Here is an 18,278-nt window from a genome sequence, read left to right as displayed (position 1 = left end):
GGGCGAAGGTTTCCAGATTTTTGTTTGCGTTGGCGTGTGTTTTTGTGTAAAAAGCGGCTGTAGTGGAGGGAAGAAGCGTATTTCCAGTCTACGCTTCGGCCTACGCCCTGCAAAGGGGATTGACTGTCCGCTCCGGAATGAATGGCGGGAGCGCTTCAAACGTAGAAGTTTCGAAGAAGTATTCCATAAGTGAAGCTTAAATTCCCCGCCATTCATTCCTACGCTGGGATGGGCTCCAGAGGCGCTTGGACTGGAAATCCGCTTCTTCCTACGCGGCTTTTGTAAAACATGATTGCAAGTCGATCCAAGAAGGAAGTTATAATGACAAAGATAAGAAATAAAGAAAAGGGAGGAAATGTCTTGATAAATAAGTAGATTTTCCACTATCATCTGTGTAATCTGATGGTGGTGTTTTTTTGGTCATAGTATCACTTATGATTACACGTGATTCCAATGTATAATCAAGAAAAAAATCCTTATAAATAAATACAATTAAAAAAATTTAAATGTGTAACTTTGTAGTGAATGTAGTCTACCACCAGAATCGTTAGATTTTTTTATGCATTTTTAGGCGTATGTCTCCAAACAATTTATAGAAAACCGAGGGATAGCGTTGCGTGGCTATTTGGTGACGAAAAGGAGCATTCTTGCAAGGGAAAACGTGGGTATGGGAAAGCATCCTGCTCCTTTTGAACATAACGAACAAAAGCAGCACCAAGCGTACCGCATCTTGCGGGAGCTGCTAGAGCCTAGCGATCCGAAATAAAAGCAAAGGCGAACAAAACCAAACGCCGCGTTCCCTAGTAATTGGGTACGCGGCGCTCTGTATTTACTGTTGAAAAAATTTAACCGGAAATGGGATATTTTCGAATTACCGATCGTGTTGTATGTAGGAGGCGAAAACATGGAAAGCAATTCTTTAGCGCGTACGGATAAAGAATTGGCTGAACTCTATCAACGGCATGCAGATCTAGTGTATAGGTTGTGCTATATCTATTTGAAAAACCCTGTTGATGCAGAAGACGCTGTTCAATCTGTATTTATAAAACTCATCCAATCTCAAATGGTTTTTAATGATTATAAGCATGAAAAGGCGTGGTTGACGGTAACTACCCGAAATTACTGCAAGGACATTTTAAAAAGTTGGTGGAAAACCCGCCGTGTGGCTTTAGACACTTTGCCGGAAGTTCCTTCTTGGAACGGTTATGAATCATCAGGGAAGGTGCTTGCAAGATTGCTTTCACTTCCCGAAAAATACAAAACCGTGTTATATCTTTACTATTTCGAGGGGTACTCGGTAAGAGAAATATCAGAGATGTTAGGACACAAGGAAAGCACGATCCAAACGAAGCTATCCAGAGGCCGAAAACTCCTTAAACTTGACCTGGGAGGGAATTATCTTGAGTGACAAGCATATTAATCGGCTATTTGAAGCAATTACGCCAAACACGGAGCAAAAAGAAAAAATGTTTCAGAGCATTTTAGTAAAGAGCCGGAATGAAAATAAAAGACGGAGAGAGCTTACTACCGTGAAACGTTGGAGACCTGCCATTCTGTGTGCCATACTGATTGGCTGCTTAACCTCAACTGCTTTGGCAGCGGCATATATGGGATTGGATGAAGCATTTTTAAAATTTTTGAAGCCGGTAAATCAGGAGCAGGCACAATATTTGTCAAATGGCGCTTATGTAATTAACAAGCAAGTGGAAAACGAAAATGGAACGCTTACCATTAAGCAAGCGATCGGCGACAGTAATACGACCTATATCCTAATGGACTTTACTGCTCCGAAAGGCACGGTGTTAAATGCGGAAGGATACCGTTTTGAGTTTCCCGATCTTACCTATGATGGGGCGGGACGTGATAAATTCCAGAGGAGTTACGAGTTCCAAGTGCTAGACGATGGCAATCCTAATGACAATAAAATTAGCTTGGTTATGAGTATCGGGACCGACAATTCCATAACAGGCAAAGGCAAAACCTTTGATTTCTCAGTCGAAAATTTACAAGCAGTCAATCCGCTTACGAAAATCTTTGAAACAGTTATACCGGGTTCTTGGGGAACAGCGCTTAAGCTGGATTTCAAGGATACTTCTCGTCTTTATCAGATTGATCAAGACATCACCCTGTATGGGTATAAGGCCGTTTTCAAAACGATCTCGATTTCGCCCATTTCAATAACTTTAAAGATTGACAGCAATTACTTGAAAGAAATCTACAATTTCACTCTCGGCTTGAGGCAAGAAGATGGTAGAGGTGCCGAATTGGATCATTTCCCAATCACGATAAACTATAAAGACGGTACCTCAGAAACGACAAACTTTTTTAGCGGATCAACTAGAATGGATTTAATGACTGGCCAAATGATCACGACCAAATCTTTTCAAAATCTTATCAATGATAAGGAAATCGCATCTGTCGTATTTTTTGATAAAGAATTTCCGATTAAAGACTGAATCTCCATTACACTAAAGTAAGTGTCAAATGCTCTCATGCGTACCTAGCTTGGCTATGCGCGCTGGGGGCTATTTGACGCTGGGCCCTATGAACTACTGACCGAGTAAAAAATAGCTGCCCCAATCGCTCTACCCTCCGTTCCCCAGCCGCACTTCCTCGACGATCGCCCGGACCCCTTCGTCGATCTGTTCCCGCTGCGCCCGCGAAACGCTGATGCGGATAAACTTCTGCAGCTAGACCCGATCCGACGGTTGTATACCTCGGCCGCAAGGTGATACACGTCCGATTGACGGATGATCTGGCTGCTATTGAAGAAAAGATTGAAATTGACCACCAACAAACAAGGACGGTTATTAGCGAGAAGTTGGGACGGCATATGAGGGATATTATAAACGAGCTGCAGCGGCGATAAACCCAAATCCCCGAGAGACTAAGCAAGCGGGGTAAGTTTTTTTAGAAAGTTATCGAAGCCGAACTTCTTTAAAGCAACACTTCTTGTGCCCGCCAATTGTCGCAACCAAGAGTTAGTAGCATACCCAACTGACACGTAGCAGATAGTACTGTGCCCCAATTATAAATTACACACAATATTGGGTGTAATTTTATTACAAGCTTATTTTTTATGGATGAAATCCAAATTATACAGTTGACAATCCACATAAAGATCGAGGGGCAACTCATGATCATTGAGTCTTCAAAATGAACTACAAATGCTTCATGATCGTAATTCGATCACTCAAGATGATCAGCTAGTACAAGAAATCTACCTTGATCAACCCAAAAACGATTTAAAAAGCTCGATGAACATTAACAACTCGAAAAGCCCTGTCACATGTTTGGACGGAGACCGCCCGAACGAAGAGAGGATACAGGCGACTGGAAAACATGTGGCAGGGCTTCCCCATGCACAACCGTTGAAGGACTTTATCTTTTTTACTTCCCCAATTTGTTGTAAAGCGTTGCCCGCGATATGCCAAGTCTTTTCGCAGCGGCTTGCTTGTTGCCGTTTTCCAGCTCGATGGCGCGCAATATGACACGGCGCTCGTGTGCCTCGATTTCCTCTTGCAAGGAAAAGAGATCAGGCGGGAGCTCAATCGGTACCTGTTTCGTCTGACCTTGCAAGGAATACGGCAAATCTTCTTCTTTGATAATGCCGTCTGTCGCAAATACTACCAATCGTTCAATGGCATTTCGCAGCTCGCGAATGTTGCCTGGCCAGTCGTATTGAAGCAAGTTTTGCATCACATTTTGCGAGATGGCATGAATGGGTCGGTTGTAACGTAAAGAGAATTCATAGAGAAAAAAGTGGGCGAGCTCAATCGTATCTTCAATGCGTTCTCGAAGTGGAGGAATTTTTAGCGTCACGACATTGAGCCGATAGAACAAGTCTTGGCGAAACTTCCCTTCCTTCACTACCTCCTCCAAATTTTTATTCGTGGCGGCAACCACGCGGAAATCCGCCTCAATCTGCTTGGTCCCTCCGACCGAATAATACTTTTTCTCTTGAAGCACGCGAAGCAGCTTCACTTGCATATCGAGCGGCATTTCTCCTACCTCGTCGAGAAACAGCGTTCCTCCACGTGCCAGCTCAATCATTCCCTTTTTTCCTTTTTGATCCGCACCAGAAAAGGCACCTTTCTCGTATCCGAACAGCTCGCTTTCAAACAAAGTAGGCGAAATTGCGCCGCAGTTGATGGCGATAAAGGGCGCATTGGAGCCTTCCCGCACATCATGCACGGCTTTGGCGAAAAGCTCCTTGCCGACGCCGCTTTCCCCTGTGATCAGGACGGTTGCTTGTGTAGCACTGAGCTTTTGGATCATGGACTTGATATGGCGAATGGGGAGGCTCGTTCCCTTGATCTGTGCAAATGGATCGGGCGTCGGACTGAGCTTCGCCATTTCTTGTTGCAAGTGATTCACTTTTTTATTGGCGTTCAACAGCTCCTGGTTCAGTCGGACTTGGCTCGTGATGTCGGTTTCCGCCGCAACAGCACCGATGATTTTGTCATGCAAATAGATCGGATTGGTATTGATGAGCACGACGAGATCCTCACGTGGCTGATGCTGATGACGGTAGAGAGACTGTCCGCTTTGCAGAGATTTGAGTGTTTCGAGCATTTCGAGCGGGAAAAATTCGGTGATCGGGCGACCAATCGTTTCTTTTGCTTTCAAGGAAAAGATTCGTTCAGCGCCTTCTGTCCAAACCATCACACGCGCTTTTTCATCGATGACCGATATGGAGGCATCCATGGTTTTGATCATCGTCTCGAAATACGCTTCCAAGATCTCGTACGAGGAAAAAATGGCTTGCATGACTGCACCTCGATGAAGGTAGCCGACAGGGACTCCAGGCTGTTTTTCGATCAGGAGGTAGTTGTGAGTAGCTAGCAGACGGATGGCATCGGCTAATGTTGAATCCAGTATCGTCACAGCAGTTGGTTCCCAAGGGGCTTGTGTGCAATCGATCGTCAAATGGGCGGTGAAATGAGAGGAATCGGCGACATACCAGTTGGTTTGACGCTGGGCAAATACAGGAATGGTTTCGTCCAACTGAGGAGGGAGAAGCTCTTGATCGTTGAAAATCCGCATGTTTGTCTGTATCAACTCGGTTAAGGCAGGAAGTTTGTGATTCAACGTGATCATCCCTTTTAAAAGAGGTCGTTCAAGTGTATAAAATTTTGAACATTTTCTCATTTATTATACATTCGCTCTTTTCGTTGTCAAAGAATTTAGACGAAATATTTTGAGAATCTCGCTTGGAACGATTGGCATGGCTTTTGCAAAAACAAAAAAGAAGTAAGAGAGTAGCAGAATACGCATTTGAGGAGAATCAGCATGACAGTACAAACCCATGCGCAGATTGCGGTAATCGGCGGTGGCATCATCGGCGCGGCGATTGCGTATTACGCTGCGAAGGCTGGATTGGATGTCGTTGTCCTGGAAAAAGGCGAGCTGGCATCGGGGACGTCCTCGCGCTGTGACGGGAATATTTTGGCGATCGACAAGGACCCCGGCTTTGACAGTCAGATGTCCCTGAAAAGCCAGATGCTCGTTGATCAGCTAAGCCGGGAGCTGGGCCATACGTTTGAATATCGGGCACCGGGGAGCATTCTCGTCTGCGAATCAGAGGCTGAGATGGAAGCCGCTCATGAATGGGTGCGACGGCAAAAAGAAGCAGGATTGCCGTTTCGGATGCTGAATAGGGCGGATATTCGGCAGGAGTCGCCTTACTTTGCCGACGACTTGCTGGGAGGCTTGGAGTGCGCCACCGATTCCACCGTCAATCCGTACATGCTGACCTTTGCCCTATTTGAAGGAGCGAAAAAGTATGGAGCAAGGATTATGCGGCGTACAGAGGTTAAGTCGCTCAGACGTGATCAGGCGACGGGAACGTTTCACATCGGGCTTGGTACAGGCAGCATGACAGCCAAGCAGGTCGTCAACGCAGCGGGGGTGTGGGCGCCAGTCATTGGCCAAATGGTCGGGGTGGACATTCCGATTGTTCCGCGCAAAGGGCATTTGATCGTCGCCTCGAGACAGATGCCTGTCGGCGTACGAAAGGTGATGGAGTTCGGCTATCTCATCTCGAAGTTTGGCGGCGTGCGACAAGTAGACGAGGAGACAGAGAAGTACGGAGTCGCGCTTGTTTTTGAACCGACAGAAAGCCAGAACTTCTTGATTGGCTCCAGTCGTCAGTTTGCAGGCTTTGACACGCGGATTGATCTGAATGTAATCAGATGCATGGCGAGAAGAGCACTGCGCTTTTACCCGAAGATCGCAGACTTTGCCATCATCCGCACCTATTGCGGTTTGCGCCCGTGGACAGAGGATCACTTGCCAATTATTTCTCGCGTAGAGGAAGTACCCGGTTACTTTATCGCGGCTGGTCATGAAGGAGATGGAATCAGTCTGGCTGCCGTCACAGGCAAGCTGGTGTCCGAGATGCTGATCGATCAGACAGACACCATCATTCCGACAGAGCCGCTGCGCTTGGACCGGTTTACGAAAAAAGGAGTGTTGCATCCATGAAAGCAACGAGGGTGTTTACCACCATTGACACACATACCGGGGGAAACCCTACCCGCACGGTAATCAGTGGTCTGCCAAAGCTTACCGGAACCACGATGGGAGAAAAAATGCTCCAGATGAAGGACGAGTACGACTGGATTCGCACGTTTTTGATGTATGAGCCGCGCGGGCATGATGTGATGTCCGGGGCCTTGATCGTTGATCCATGCCATCCAGATGCGGATGTAGGAGTGATCTATATCGAGACAGGCGGATACTTGCCGATGTGTGGCCACGATACGATCGGTCTATGTACCGCTCTGGTAGAGACAGGCATGATCCCCGTGACGGAGCCGCTGACAAGGCTAACGCTCGATACCCCAGCAGGATTGGTCGAGGTAGATATACGGGTAGAGGGAGGGAAAGCAAAGGAAGTATCATTTGTGAACATTCCAGCCTTCCTCTATCAAAAAGATGTGACTGTTGAAGTAGAAGGGATTGGAGCGGTGACCTGCGATATTGCGTACGGTGGAAACTTTTATGCCATCACCGATGCACGCAAGCTCCATCTCGAACTGACGCCAGCCCATGCATCCACCATTGTCGATACGGCTGTTACGATTCGAAAAGCGATTAATCAAGCGATGGAGATCGTTCATCCAGCGAAGCCGTTTATTCGCGGACTGACCCATGTGGAGTTCTATACGGCTCCAGACAATCCGGGAGCGGATGTGAAAAATACCGTCGTCGTACCGCCGGGCGGAATAGACCGATCGCCATGTGGAACAGGCACTTCCGCCAAGCTGGCGACTTTGTTTGCCAAAGGGGAGATCGGGATAGACGAACCGTTTGTGCACGAGAGTATCGTCGGTTCTCTGTTTACAGGAAGAGTGCTACAGGTGACGGAGGAAGGGGGGCTACCTGCTGTCATCACCCGAATTGCAGGCTCGGCCTGGCTGATGGGCAAACATACGATTTTTTACAATCCGGAAGACGAGCTGGCGAATGGTTTTTTGCTCATCCCAGCCGCCACTGATCATTAAAACAAAACCCAAATGGGAGAGGAGAATGAAAATGGCAAGATTTGAAGGAGTGTACGTGGCGATTGTCACGCCGTTTACAAACGATTATGAGGTGGATTACAAACGTTTGGCGGAATTGTGTGACTGGTTGATTCAGGAGGGAGTAGACGGACTGGTTCCGTCGGGTTCGCTGGGGGAATACGCGACAATGACAGGAGAGGAGCGGGCAAAAGTCATTCATACCGTGATCGCTGCCGCAAAAGGTAGAGTTCCGGTAGTCGTAGGATCTGCTGCACCGTCTACCCGCCAAGCAGTGGAATGGGTGCAATTCTCCAAGGATGCGGGAGCAGCAGGCGTGATGGCCTTGCCTCCGATTAACTACAAGCCATTGGAAAATGAAGTGTTTGCTCACTACGAGGCACTGAACACTGTCGGGCTTCCGATTATTGCCTATAACAATCCTCACGACTACAAAATCGACCTGACACCGGACATTTTGGGAAGACTGGCGAAGTTCGAAAATATCGTCGCTGTGAAAGAATTCTCCGGCGACGTGCGCCGCATGCAGGACATTCTCGCCCAGACGGATCTGGAAGTTATGGTCGGTGTAGATGATCTCGTCATGGAGGGCGGCTTGATTGGGGCGACAGGTTGGATTTCGGGTGTGCCGAATGCGCTGCCGAAAGAAGGTGTGGAGCTGTTCCGTCTTGCACGGGCAGGCAAGCTCGGCGAAGCACAAGCGCTTTATCGTCGTTTGTTGCCGCTGTTCCACTATGATGCGAGTCCACAATTGGTACAGTCGATCAAATACATGATGGAGCTGGCGAATTTCCCGGTGGGACCGACTCGTCCGCCACGTCTGCCGCTGTCTGAAGAATATTATGCAGGCATTAAAAAGGCGTTTGACTACGCAGTCGGCGCTGCAAGTGGACGATAAGGGAGGTGGGCAGGATGCACAGCAAAAACTGGATTGGCGGCGAATGGATGACGCCGTCAGGGAAGGAACTAACGGTCAAAAACCCGTCGCGTATCACAGAAGAAGTCGGCGTTCTGCATCTGTCTGATCGGTCACATGTTTTTGCCGCTGAACAGGCAGCTCGTGCGGCACAGATCGGTTGGGCAAAACAAACGGGGGCGGCTCGTGGCGAAATCCTTTTTCAAATGGCTGCCACATTAGAAGCAAATGCAGATAGCTTGGCACAGCTGGCAAGCCGGGAAATGGGCAAGCAGCTTGGCGAGATGCGCGGAGAAGTGGCGCGCGGGGTCAGTCTGTTGCGCTATTATGCTGGAGAGGGGATGCGTTCCAACGGCAACCTGATTCCTTCTTCAGATACGAATGTTCTGCAATACAGCCGTCGTGTCCCACTCGGAGTCGTGGCGGTCATCACACCATGGAACTTTCCTGTTGCGATCCCCATCTGGAAAATCGCCCCTGCACTCATTTGCGGGAATACAGTCATCTGGAAGCCAGCAGAAAATGGCTCGCTCACGGGGACACGACTGGCTGAAATATTTGCGGAAACGAAGCTGCCTGCGGGTGTGCTGAATCTGGTGATTGGCAAGGGCCGAGAGATCGGAAATACACTCACGAATGAAGCCGAAGTCGATGCAGTCAGCTTTACTGGCTCATCGGAAACAGGCAGACAGATTGCTATCGCATGCGCGGGTCGCAATATGAAATATCAAACCGAAATGGGCGGAAAAAATGCGGCAGTCGTTTTGGCTGATGCTGATCTGGATAAAACTGTTCCGATTTTGCTCAGTGGCGCGTTTCGATCGGCTGGTCAAAAATGTACGGCAACTAGCAGGATCATTGTAGAGAAGGCGATCTATCAGCCACTGGTCGAGCGATTGAAATCAGCTATGGAGACATGCCGGGTAGGAGATGCCAGTGATCTGGAAGCGTATTTGGGTCCTGTTGCCTCGGCTGCACAGTTTGAGACGGTTGGGCAATACATCGCCTTGGCGAATGAGGAAGCGTCAGTCATTGCCCAAAGCCCCTCATATGCAAAAGAGGAGCAAGGCTATTACATCCGTCCCCAAATTGTCGAGGGTGTCGCTGCCGATCATCGCCTCGTTCAGGAGGAAGTGTTCGGACCATTGGCTGTGCTTTTGACAGCAGACAGTTTTGACGAGGCAGTGCAGCTGTGCAACCAGTCCGTGTACGGACTGAGCGCTTCGCTGTTCACCCGAGATTTGGCGAGTGCCCACCGCTTCTTGGATGTGGCGCAGGCGGGGATGGTTCGGGTCAATCAGGAGACGGCAGGTGTAGAATACCAGGCTCCATTTGGCGGCATGAAGCTGTCCAGCTCACATACACGGGAGCAGGGTCAGGCGGCGCTTGATTTCTACAGTACGACGAAAACATGCGCGATCAAATACGCGTGGTGATCCATCAAATAATTGCCAATCGCATAAAAAGGTGAGGATGTCATGCACATCAATCAGTTGTTTACGACGATCGAGGCCCATACCGGAGGGGAGCCGCTGCGCATCATAACAGGCGGCATCCCACCGCTCGCGGGCAAGACGATTCTGGAGAAGCGACGATACTTTCGGGAGGAGCTGGATCATATCCGGCGGGTACTCATGTATGAACCGCGCGGGCATCATGGTATGTACGGGTGTGTCATGACAGAGCCCGTCAGCCCGGATGCGGCATTTGGAGTGCTGTTCATGCATAACGAGGGCTACAGTACAATGTGCGGGCATGGAATCATTGCAGTAGTGACGGCCGCCATTGAGACTGGAATACTTCGGCGAAAAGATTCAACAGAGCGTATTGTGATTGACAGTCCGGCAGGAAGAATCATTGCACACGCCACTGTGAAAGAATCGCTGGTTCATTCCGTCTCGTTTGAAAATGTCCCCTCCTTTGTTTTGGCACAGGACGTTTCTATTGAGTGGGGAGGACGTACTTTTTCTGTGGACATTTCTTTTGGCGGAGCATTCTATGCAGTAGTACAAGCGGATGATCTCGGGGTTCAGGTGGATATTGAACAATTGGCAGAGCTGCAAGAGTGGGGCAGACGAATCAAGGAACAAATCGAGGCGAAAATGGAGGTCGTTCATCCGTTGGAGCCTGAGCTCAAAGGAATTTACGGGGTGATTATCTCGGATAAGCCGAGAGTGGAAGGATCAGACCTGCGCAACGTGACGATTTTCGCCGACAAGCAGATCGATCGCTCCCCATGCGGTACAGGTACTGCGGCTCGCGTAGCCACCTTGCATGCACGAGGCAAGCTGGCTCTTGGAGAATCGTTTGTCCATGAAGGAATTGTCGGAAGCCAGTTTATCGGCAAGGTGGTAGCAACCACGCAGGTGGGGAGTTATCCGGCTGTCATCCCGAGCATAGAAGGAAAGGCGTTTATCACAGGTCTGCATCAATTTGTCGTTGACCCTACCGACCCACTGAAAGACGGATTTTTACTGCGATAGGATCGTTTGCGAGAAAAAGGAGGTTGCCGATCACGGGCAGCCTCTTTTTCATCCCTCAAAAAGCCTGGTCACAATACTGCCACGCATTGGGACATCAGCATTTTTTCCCTTCTTCTGGTATAATGGACGAGATTGAATTTAGGAGTAAAGGGGTTGAATTTTTTGCCGTACAAAGCGTTAATTGAAGCGCATGTGGGTAGCTGGGAAGTCGCATTCGTGCTCTTGATCGTTGCCTACATCCTGTATCGCGTGGGCAAAGCAAAAGCAGGCAAGATCGTACATATGCTGCTCAGACTCATGATGGTCATCATTCTTGTATCCGGAGCTTGGATGCTTTTCGTGGGTCACGCAACAGATTTCTATTACTACGTGAAGGGCATCATCGCGGTTATCGCCTTTGGTTTGATGGAAATGTCCCTGGGCAAAGCAAAGAGACAAGAAGGCAGCATCGGCTTCTTTATCGGCTGTATTGTCGTTTTGGTGCTGGTTATTCTGCTTGGCTATCGCGTATTTATGTAAGATAGGCAATACGGGAAGGAAGAGGGTTTCCTCGCAAGAAATATCTGCGGGCGAAAGCCCTTTTTTTGTTTGGACGGGCACGGACAAGGCAATTAGCAAAGGGAGGGCTGGGGCCATATCACTCTGTGTACATATGTTAGAGGGGAGAGGTGAGGAAGAAAAATGGCCTATCCTTCTGACAGTCAATTCATCCCGTTTATGCTCGGGGGAAGTCCATTCGCAGACGTCCCAAACGATGAAAGTCCTGGCTCTGCTGACATGGTAGGAAACGCTACGTTTCCCGTTGCCTTTTTGGCGTACGATGGAACGTATCTCTACTTTCGGATGCGAGTCAATGAAGATCCAAGAAATTCGCAAAAAACAGGCTTTCAAAACTTTGCCTGGGGTTACCTGATCAATACAAACGGGGTGACAGGCACATATCAGTGGATGCTGGGCGTGCAAGGCTTGCGCAATCGCATTGCCCTGATTCAAAACACGGTCATAGAAGTCAACTCATGGAATGATCCGGCAGAGGGCACAAACGGCAGTGGAGCACCCAACTGGCAAGCGCCGATTATCAATTTTGACACGGCTCGTGTGCGCTTAACGAATGATGGCTCAAATTTTAGCGGCAATCCCGATTACTTCATCGATCTCGTCATGCCGGCAGCTACTTTTTTTTCAACGATCGGTGTTACCTCCCTTACTTCCGTTCGCTTCCTCCCTTTTACTTCTGCAAATGACAACAATTACAACAAAGATTCTCTGCGAATCAGTGAAGGCTTTAGCTTTGAAAATTCCTTGAGCAATACGACTACGGTGGCGACAGGAGACGTTCGGGCCAGCCTTGCCATCGACAAGCAAGTAACAGCAGGACCAGCCGTCGTTACCACAGGACAACTATCGCAATGGACAGGATCGATCACTGTCACCAATACCGGGAAGAGCCAGGCAACGACAGTTGTTGTCAACGATTTGATCGAGCTGGATCAGGTAACGGCTTTTACGGTAAACGCAACAAGTATCGGCTCTGTGATCTACAATTCCCTTACGAAGGTGCTCAGCTGGACGATCGGCAATTTGGCTGCTGGTTCTACTGCCAGCTTGTCATTTACGGTTAGTGGAGTTTTCGCGGTCTCTCCCGGCGGAACACGGCGGTTAAACACAGCGACAGTCACGGGTGTAGACAGCTTTTCTGGCGGGACGCTTTCCCCTGTCCAGGATAATATCGTCATCACGGTTAACTTGGCTGGTAGTGTTGCTGGGGTGGTGCTTGACCAATCCACGAACTTGCCTGTTGCAGGTGCGCAGGTCGCGCTGTATGATTCGATTCCTGTCCTAATCGGAACAACGACAACAGACACAGATGGTGCCTATTCGTTTACCGGATTGGCTCCTGGTCTGTATTCTGTGTCGGTGACCGCGCCGACTTATGATCCCAAAATCCAATTCGTGAGCGTTTTGGCAGGGCAGACCACAAGAGCGGACATTTTGCTTCCTCCGAGTCCGGGTCAGGTGAACGGGACGGTAACAGATACCGGTTTGGCCCCCATCGTAGGAGCAGTGGTAAAGCTAATAAATACGACAGGTGTGACAGTAAACCAGGCAGTGACTGGGGGCGGGGGGACCTATCAGTTTACGAATGTCGTGCCGGGTGCCTACACCCTGGCAGTCAGTGCGGATACATTCCAACCAGCAACCGTTGCAATCAATGTTATTCGAGCCCAGACGACTACACAAAATGTAGCGCTCCAAACATCCGTTGCCCAGCTCTCCGGACTTGTAACAGGTCCTGGCGGTATACCGATTGCCGGGGCATTGGTGGAAGTGCTGAACCAGACAGGAATTACGCTGACGGAAACGACTACAGATGGAGCTGGCACGTATCTGCTGACCAAGCTCGCAGGAGGTATTTATCAAATCCGTGTCAGTGCCGCGGGTTTTTCCACACAATTAGCTGGAATCAGTCTGCAAGCGGGCGATGCCAAGGTTCTTAATTTTTCTTTGACGACTGCATTTGGAACGGTAAGTGGAACCATTTCCGATGCGCAAACGGGTGAGGAAATCCCAAATGCCAGCATCAAGGTGGTAACTCGCTCGGGGATTGCTGTAGGAGAGACATTAACCGACGCGAATGGAGACTACACTTTATCCTTGCTTGGTCCAGAAAACTATGTCCTTACGGCTTCTGCAGAGGGGTATGCGGGGAAAACAGTTGGGATCGGGATCAATGTTGGAGTAACTACACCGGTTGACCTCCAATTGGAAAAACTGGCAGGGGTACTGAATGGGACTGTCTCGGACACAGGGAGTAATCCGCTGGGCAATGCCACTGTCATTGTTATGAAGGGAATTGTTCCTGTGGCGCAGACCATTACCGATAGCGCTGGTACCTTTTCCTTTCCACACTTGGCCCCAGGCACGTATACCGTAACCGCTTCTGCTTCTGGTTATTCCACTGTTGTGTTGGGGGCAACTGTACAGCCTCAGGAAATATCGTCCCTTACCTTCGTCCTGCAAGCTTCTCCGGGATCAATCGCAGGACAGGTAGTCGACAGCGGCAATCAGCCGATTCAGGGGGCCACTGTCATTATTAGGGAAAATACGGCAGCAGGTGCTGTTGTCGCTACTGTATTGACTGATGGGAACGGACAGTATGTGGTACCTAATCTGCTACCGCAGGCGTACGTCGTCATCGTATCTGCTCTGAATCAAACGACAGTGATCACAGGGGCAATCGTCGCCTCATTAACGACAACAACGGTGAATGTACGGCTGGCAGACTTGCCGGGAAGTATTTCAGGTTCTATTTTTGATGCTACCTCGGGTCTTCCGATCACAGGTGCTTCGATAGAAGTTAGTGTGTTGAACCAAGCGGGGGCAATCGTCGCCCATGCCAGCAGCGATCTTTCTGGCGGTTACGAGATCACAGGGCTTGCACCGGGCGTTTACACCATTACCGCCCGTGCTGCCAATTATGAAACGAACAGTGCTTCCGCCACTGTACTAGCGAATACGAATACGACTGTCAACTTATCATTGTTTGCGAGTCCGGGTGAGGTCCAAGGGCAGGTGCTCGCTTCAGGGACGTTACAGCCGATTGCCGGTGCCCAAGTAAATGCACTCGATTTCAATGGCTCCATCGTGCATTCGGTATACAGCGATAGTCAAGGAAGCTTTGTTATTACGGGCTTGGCTCAAGGTCAATACGTTATCCGTGCATCAGCGGATGGCTTTCAGTCCAATCATGTCGGAGCCATTGTGCACGCAAATACCACTACTCCTGTCCAGCTCCAGCTCAATCAGGATATCGGTTTTATTAATGGTACAGTAGCACCTGTCGTACCGGGAGCCACCATTCAATTGTTTGATATCAATAACCTGTTGGTCGGTACTGTCGTCGCAGATGGGAATGGGGCATTTTCATTTTTAGGAGTCGCACCAGGCTCTTATATCCTTATAGCTACGGCCCCAGGCTACGCTGTTCAATCTGTTGGGGCGATTGTACAGCCTGGGCAGACGGTTAGCGCTTCATTTACGCTTACCCCGAATCCGGCCAGTATATCTGGAACTGTGCAAGACACGGGTATGCAGCCGATTGTCAATGCCGTTGTCCGTATGCTGGATTTGAATGAGACGACAATAGGCTTTGGTTATACAGATTCAAACGGAGCCTATACAATTGGCAACCTGCCTTCCGGATCATTTGTCGTGGTGGCAAGTGCCCCTGAATATGTTACAGGCTCGGTTGGTGTTACACTTGGACCCGGTGAAAATAAGACCGGAGTAGACTTCACTCTTGAGGCAAATGCAGGCGGGGTTAGTGGACAGGTGACGGACGCGACGAATCCCGCGGTATTCATTGCAGGCGCCGTTGTACTGATACGGTCCATAAGTAACGGAAATGTAGTGGCTACAGCAAGTACCGACCAGACGGGCAGCTATTTCATTCAACATCTGCTGCCTGGTGCTTATACCGTCACGGTAAGTGCGCCTAGCTATGCTGATCAATCAGTAGGGGCCAATGTAGTCAGTGGAGAAACGACGGGGGCTAGTGTGGCGCTCTTGCCAATGCCTGGGTCCATTGTGGGAAGCGTCATAAACAGCTTGGGGGCACCTGTAACGGGTAGCGAAATCAACGTCAAGCTGTTGGACAGCAATCAAGCCGTCAAACAGAGCCTGCTCGCGAATGAATCGGGTGTATTTTTCATTGGGAGTGTCGCTCCCGGCGTTTACACCGTGATCGCGTCAGCGCCTGGCTATGCCTTAGGAAGTATCGGCGTGATCGTGACGGCCAATACCGCAACTTCAACGACCGTCACATTACCTGACTTGCCTGCGGCTATCTCGGGTGTGGTGACGAATCAGATGTCGGGATTCGGGATTCCGGGAAGCACCGTACTCATTACGGATGGCCAAGGAGTTGTGCTTGCTCAATTATTGACAGACGATCAAGGCAATTTTTTGGCAGAGAAGCTTCCGCCGGGTGTCGTAAATGTAACTGTTTCTGCGTCGAATTTTGTATCCGTTTCGCAGGCGGTTATTTTGCAAGGGGGCATTACCACCAACTATCAGCAGGCATTAGTTCCCAATCCCGGCATTTTATCCGGTGTTGTGACTGATCTGGAGACGGGCTTGCCGATCATTGGCGCAACAGTTATCGTCTACGACAGTACTCGTGCCGCTGTGGGCTCCGTACTGACAGATGCAAATGGTAACTTTTCGCTTGATAGGCTGGCTCCTGGAGGATACACCGTCAATGTCAATGCAACTGGATATGCAAGTGATGTAGCTGGCGCACTGATACAATCAGGGGTGGTGTCTGTATTAAGCTTTGCGTTAAACGAGTTGCCCGGTGGGATAGCTGGTACAGTGCGAGAGGAAGGTTCGGCCTGGCCGATTGCCGGTGCGGTCATTACTGTACGACAAGGAAGTCCGTCTGGAACGATACTGGCTATTGTCCTGACGAATGCGCAGGGTCAGTATATGGTGAGTGGACTGTCTCCTGGGAGCTATACACTGATCGCAAGTGCTACGGGATTCGCTGCTGAGGCTTCAACAGCTATGGTCGGATTGGGGGCGACTACCGGCCTTGATTTTTCTTTGCAGAATCTGCCTGCGAACGTCACAGGCGAAATTAGTGACGCCCTTCTCAGCACACCTTTGCCGAATACACTTGTCCGCTTGCTGGGCAACAATAACACGATTCTCTTTTCTACCCAGACAGACGCTCAAGGGATATACTTCATTGATGGATTTGTGGCTGGCAATTACACGATTTTGGCAAGGAACGAAAGCTATCAGAGGGAGAGTGTCTCCTTTGATGTAGCTCCCGGGGGAACAGCTACAGTCAATATCCCACTGGACCCGAATCCTGGTATTTTGCAGGGCACTGTCAGGGATGCACTTGATGGTACGCCGCTGGTAGGAGCGGAAGTATTGATCTTTTTCCCTGGTACAAACAACTTGTTATCTCGTACCGTTACGGACGGTCTCGGCCAGTTTAAAATCGACGGCTTGGCTCCGTTAACCTATACACTTGCGATAAGCGCTCAAAACTACACCACCCAGCCTGTTGGTGCGACGATCTTTTCCGGGCAGACGACTACGATTGATGTGGGGCTTCCCCCCTTCCCAGCTACTGTAACAGGTCAGGTACAGGCTGCTGGCGGAGGCGTTGTTCCCAATGCATTGGTACAGGTGAAGGATTCACATGGAACATTGTTCGGAAGTGCAATTACGGATGACTCGGGCAATTTCTCTGTTGGTAACCTTCCGCCTGGGACCTATTTGATTAGCGCAAGTGAAGATAGCTACGCAACAGCAACACAAAGCATAACAGTGCCGACTGGACAGACAATAAGCGGAGTCATTCTCACGATGTCTCCTCTTCCAGGCAACATCATGGGACAGGTGACCAATCAGTTGACGGGACTCCCGATCACGGGAGCGGCTGTTAACGTGCAACTGTTTGCCAATGGCCAATTTATTGCCAACACCGTAACAAATCAGAGCGGGCAATTCCAGGTGAATGGCTTGACAGCCGGAGTTTACAATGTCATAGCAAGTGCAGATGGCTTCGGTACACATTACAGCACAGTTACGGTCGCAGGCGGGCAGACGACCGTAACGACAGTCGAGCTATTGCCATTCGTTGGAACGATATCCGGGATTGTCCTCTTGCCAGACGGAAGTCAAGCCAGCGGAAACAATATTCAATTGTCGTTATTTCATTCAAACCAGATTCGCCTGCAAAATATCCTAGCTGAGCCGGATGGCACATTCCATTTTGTCAATGTGGCGCCGGGGACGTATACCGTTATCGGGACCATCCCGGGCATTGGTACCGGTCAGGAAGAAGCAGTCGTTTTGCCGAACCAAACAACCTTTATCATCATCCGCCTTTCTCAAACGGGTACGATACAAGGAACGGTTCGATCTGGTTTAACAGGCTTGCCAGTTGCAGGAGCGACCGTATATGTGCAAACGGTAAATCAACCAAACAGAACGACTGTGGTCGTCCAAACAGACAGCTTCGGGAGGTACAAGGTGACTGGTCTTGCCCCTGGCACCTACTTGGTTGTAGCTAATGCGTTGGGGAGTGGAGAAGCGAGAGGGACAGCGACGCTAGGTGCAGGGGAAATCGTGACGCTCGACCTAGTTCTGGTTCCAGCAGCTATGAGTGGATCTTTTCGAGTCGCAACATGTCCGACCATCTTGTTTACCCCATTTTGATGTTCTGGAGAATCGCTCCACTAAAAAATAAAAATATGGCGGATAACTCCTTTTTTGATATAATGGCTGTAGAAATACAGCTATTTTGTTTTGGGGAAAAACAACAAGGGGGAGCGA

10 protein-coding genes are annotated in these 18,278 nt (G+C 49.5%); 9 read left to right on the top strand and 1 reads right to left on the bottom strand.

Annotated features, from left to right (window positions below; all coding sequences use genetic code 11):
• Positions 1–904: 904 nt before the first annotated feature.
• Both HP567_RS25445 and HP567_RS25440 read left to right on the top strand, forming a co-directional pair.
• The gene (locus HP567_RS25445; RefSeq protein WP_173612054.1) at positions 905–1,408 is read left to right on the top strand and encodes an RNA polymerase sigma factor; all 504 of its coding nucleotides are present in this window, start codon (positions 905–907) and stop codon (positions 1,406–1,408) included.
• Positions 1,401–2,456: a DUF4179 domain-containing protein gene (locus tag HP567_RS25440; protein WP_173612053.1), complete on the top strand. Its 1,056-nt coding sequence runs from the start codon at positions 1,401–1,403 to the stop codon at positions 2,454–2,456. The genes HP567_RS25445 and HP567_RS25440 overlap by 8 nt, the downstream gene beginning before the upstream one ends.
• A 934-nt stretch (positions 2,457–3,390) precedes the next feature.
• Here the strand turns inward: HP567_RS25440 and HP567_RS25435 are convergent.
• Positions 3,391–5,046 carry a sigma-54 interaction domain-containing protein gene (locus tag HP567_RS25435; RefSeq protein ID WP_370648073.1) on the bottom strand — a complete coding sequence of 552 codons (1,656 nt, stop codon included), beginning with the start codon at positions 5,044–5,046 and terminating at the stop codon, positions 3,391–3,393.
• A 246-nt stretch (positions 5,047–5,292) separates the two neighbouring features.
• Between HP567_RS25435 and HP567_RS25430 the strand changes: the two genes are divergently transcribed.
• From HP567_RS25430 to HP567_RS25400, 7 genes are all read left to right on the top strand, one after another.
• Positions 5,293–6,486 carry an NAD(P)/FAD-dependent oxidoreductase gene (locus tag HP567_RS25430; protein WP_173612051.1) on the top strand — a complete coding sequence of 398 codons (1,194 nt, stop codon included), beginning with the start codon at positions 5,293–5,295 and terminating at the stop codon, positions 6,484–6,486.
• A complete protein-coding gene (locus HP567_RS25425) occupies positions 6,483–7,508 on the top strand; it encodes a 4-hydroxyproline epimerase (RefSeq protein ID WP_173612050.1) in 1,026 nt (341 codons plus the stop codon). The genes HP567_RS25430 and HP567_RS25425 overlap by 4 nt, the downstream gene beginning before the upstream one ends.
• Before the next feature lie 31 nt (positions 7,509–7,539).
• On the top strand, positions 7,540–8,424 hold the full coding sequence (locus HP567_RS25420; protein ID WP_173612049.1) for a dihydrodipicolinate synthase family protein: 885 nt from the start codon (positions 7,540–7,542) through the stop codon (positions 8,422–8,424).
• Between the two features lie 14 nt (positions 8,425–8,438).
• On the top strand, positions 8,439–9,878 hold the full coding sequence (locus HP567_RS25415) for an aldehyde dehydrogenase family protein (RefSeq protein WP_173612048.1): 1,440 nt from the start codon (positions 8,439–8,441) through the stop codon (positions 9,876–9,878).
• Between the two features lie 42 nt (positions 9,879–9,920).
• Positions 9,921–10,925 (top strand): proline racemase family protein, encoded by a 1,005-nt coding sequence (locus tag HP567_RS25410; RefSeq protein WP_173612047.1) that lies wholly within the window; start codon positions 9,921–9,923, stop codon positions 10,923–10,925.
• Positions 10,926–11,078: 153 nt separating this feature from the next.
• On the top strand, positions 11,079–11,444 hold the full coding sequence (locus tag HP567_RS25405) for a YisL family protein (RefSeq protein ID WP_007715853.1): 366 nt from the start codon (positions 11,079–11,081) through the stop codon (positions 11,442–11,444).
• Positions 11,445–11,606: 162 nt separating this feature from the next.
• A complete protein-coding gene (locus tag HP567_RS25400; RefSeq protein ID WP_173612046.1) occupies positions 11,607–18,161 on the top strand; it encodes a carboxypeptidase regulatory-like domain-containing protein in 6,555 nt (2,184 codons plus the stop codon).
• Positions 18,162–18,278: the final 117 nt, after the last annotated feature.

It is taken from the genome of Brevibacillus sp. M2.1A (assembly GCF_013284355.2).
In the GTDB taxonomy this organism is placed as follows: domain Bacteria; phylum Bacillota; class Bacilli; order Brevibacillales; family Brevibacillaceae; genus Brevibacillus.
This window is presented reverse-complemented; position numbering and strand designations above follow the sequence as displayed.